At 62.8% G+C, this 3,139-nt stretch carries 1 protein-coding gene; it reads right to left on the reverse strand.

What is annotated here, in order from left to right; all coding sequences use genetic code 11:
* Positions 1–3,139 (reverse strand): putative Ig domain-containing protein (locus GSM73_RS27140; RefSeq protein WP_256676797.1); only part of this gene is annotated, 3,139 nt, incomplete at both ends.

Raw genomic sequence — 3,139 nt, forward strand, 5'->3', positions numbered from 1 at the left:
CGTATCTGCCTGGTCGGTACCGGAAATCATCCCGCCTTCGTTCTGGGCATCGTCGAATATGTCCTGCACGCTGTTGTTGTCATCAGGATTGCCCTGGAAACCCAGGTCATCGGCGATGTAATCGGCCAGGCGCTGGCCGACGATTTCCGCCGATTCCTCGTGCAAGTGCCAGACGTCGTCGGGATACACCAGTGGGTCGACTTCGTAGCGCAAGGGCAGATCGGTGTAGTCCACGGCCAGTTTCACGTCCGCGCGCTCGGCGGCGATGGCCTCCTGGGTGGCGCGGACATAACCGACACCTTCGACAATGTCGGCGATCTTCTCTTCCGAATAGCCACGGGCACGCGCCGCGTCCTGTTGGTAGTGCCCGGTCTCCATCAGGTACACGTTGAAACTGCCGAACTGGGCGTGCAGGTAATCAAACACGGCCAGCGTCGCGGCCTTGTAGGCCGCCGCCGCAGCTTCCTTGTCGGAGGCGCGGGCGATTTCCTGGGCCGCTTCCTCGCCTTGGCCCCAAACAATGCCCATGGTGACGTTGTCGATGGCCCTGAGCTCGGCAAGCTGATCCTGCAACAACGCCACGGCGCGCAACAGCGCAGGCCCCGGTTGGTTGGTGTCGGTCAGCCACCAGCACAACTTGAGCTCCTCGGCGCCCAGGGTCGACAGGCCATTGACCGTACTGCCGCCCACCGCGATGTCGATGCCATTGCCGTCGGCATCCTCGAACTGACTGCGTACGTCATAGGGGGTGTACTTGCTCAGGTCATTGACCAGCATCGATGTACCGGACTGATCGTCGTCCTCGGTCATGCGCAGCAGGCGCGCATTGGACTGGCCGAGGGTCGGCAGGTAGAGGATGTCCTGCTGGGCGCGCTCGCCGAACACGAAGTCATCGGCGGTCAGGGTGTTGAGGTAGTTACCGCTGAGGGCGATTTCGAAGCGATTGCCGTCGGCGTCCGCTTCGCTGGATTTGATGTAGGTCTTGTCGCCGGCCGAGTTGAGGGTCATGTACAGCGTGCCGTTGCTGCCATTGCCGAGGCCGAGATAGCCCAGGCCGGAGACATCGATCTTGTCGACGCCCACGGTGAAGTCATAGATCGTGTCCGTGGCCGTGACCCCGCCGGTGTCGTAGTCGCGGTAGCTGTCGAGCACGTTGGTGTAGCGGAAGGTGTCGGCACCGTCGCCACCGTACAACGAGTCGCGACCGGCGCCACCATCGACAATGTCCGCGCCAGTGCCGGCCCTGATCGTGTCGTTGCCGCCCAGGCCGAGGATCAAGTCCGCGCCCGCGGTGCCAGTGAGGGATTCGGCGTTGTTGGTTCCGGTGATGGTATTGTCCGGCGCATCGGCCACTGCCAGGGCGAAGCTGTCGCTCACCGAGGCACCTGACGGATCGGTGGCCTTGACCAGTACGTTGTAGTTGCCTGCCGCCGTGCTGGTGGGTGTGCCAGCGAAAGTCAGATTGCTGGCATTGAAGCTCAGCCAGGCGGGCAGGGCGCTGCCATCGGCCAAGGTGGCGGTGTAGGTCAGCACATCCTGATTGGCGTCGCTGAAGCTGTCGGAGGTCACGGTGTAGGTGAACGGCGTACTTTCGGTGGCGTTCTGGTCGAGCAGGGGGATAACCACCACGGGCGCCACATTGCTGGGGGTGTTCTCGTCGGCGAAGACGAAATGACTGGCGGTCAGGCTGCTGACCAGGTTACCCGCCAGCGACACTTCGAAACGGTTGCCGTTGGCATCGACCGTGAGGTCTTTGAGGTAGGTGCGGTTGGTCGAGCTGCTGTAGGTCACCTGCAGTGTGCCGCCCTGGCCATTGCCCAGTCCGGTGTAGCCGAGGGCCGATACATCGATCTTGTCGGCGGCCACGTCGAAATCGAGGATCTGGTCACTGGCGCTGGTGGAACTGGTGCGGTAGCTGTCGAGTTTGGAGGTATAGCGAAACACGTCGGCACCCGCGCCGCCGGTGAGTTTGTCCACGCCAGTGCCGCCCACCAGAATGTCGTTGCCAGCCCCGCCATTGAGGGTGTCGTTACCGGCGCCGCCATACAGTTGTTCGTTGGCCGCGGTACCGGTCAACGTGTCGTTGTTCGGCGTGCCATTGATCACGATGGGCGCGGCGGGCACGTCCTGCACCGCCAGGGTGAAGCTGTCGCTGACGGTGGCGTTGCTGCCGTCGGTCGCCGTGACCTGTATGGAATACGTGCCTGATGCTGTATCGGTTGGCGTGCCGCTGAATGTGCGGCTGGCGGCATCGAACACCAGCCAGCCGGGCAGGGCGCTGCCGTTGGCGAGGGTGGCGGTATAGCTGAGGCTGTCGTTGTCCGGGTCGGTAAAACTGGTGGCCGGCACCACGTAGCTGAACGGCGTGTTTTCGGTCGCATTCTGATCCAGCAACGGCGTGGCCAACACCGGTGCCTGATTGGTGGGCGAGGCGGTGGCGAAGACAAAATTGGCGCTGGTCAATGTGTCGAGGTAGTTACCCTCCAGCGCCACTTCGAAGCGGTTGCCATTGGCGTCGGCGGTCAGGGATTTGATGTAGGTCTTGGTCCCGGCGCTGTTGAGTACCACGTACACGGTGTCGTTCTTGCCGTCACCAAGGCCGGTGAAGCCCATGGCCGACAGATCGATCTTGTCGGCGCTGACATCGAAATCGGTGATCACATCGCCCAGGTTGACGCCGCCGGTGTTGTAGTTGCGGTAGCTGTCCAGACGGTTGGAAAACACAAAGGTATCGGCCCCGGTGCCACCGGTGAGGGTGTCCATGCCGGCCCCGCCGTCGAGCTTGTCGTCGCCCGCGCCACCACTGAGGCTGTCGTTGCCCGCCAGACCCAGCAGGGTGTCGGCCGAGTCACTGCCGATCAGCGAGTCACTGCCGCTGGTGCCGGTGACCACCCGATTGAAGATGAAGTTGCTGGCGGTCAGGGTACTGGTCAGGTTGCCCGACAGAATCAGCTCGAAGCGATTGCCGCTGGCGTCGGCATCGTAATCCTTGATGTAGGTGCGGTCGCTGCTGGCGCTGTAGCTGATCTGCAATGTGCCGCCACGGCCATTGCCCAGGCCGGTGAAGCCCAGGCCCGCGAGGTCAATCTTGTCCTGGGTAACGTCGAAATCAGTGATGGTGTCGTCGAAGCTGGTGGTG

It is taken from the genome of Pseudomonas sp. PICF6, from assembly GCF_009831705.1.
In the GTDB taxonomy this organism is placed as follows: Bacteria; Pseudomonadota; Gammaproteobacteria; order Pseudomonadales; family Pseudomonadaceae; genus Aquipseudomonas; species Aquipseudomonas rhizophila.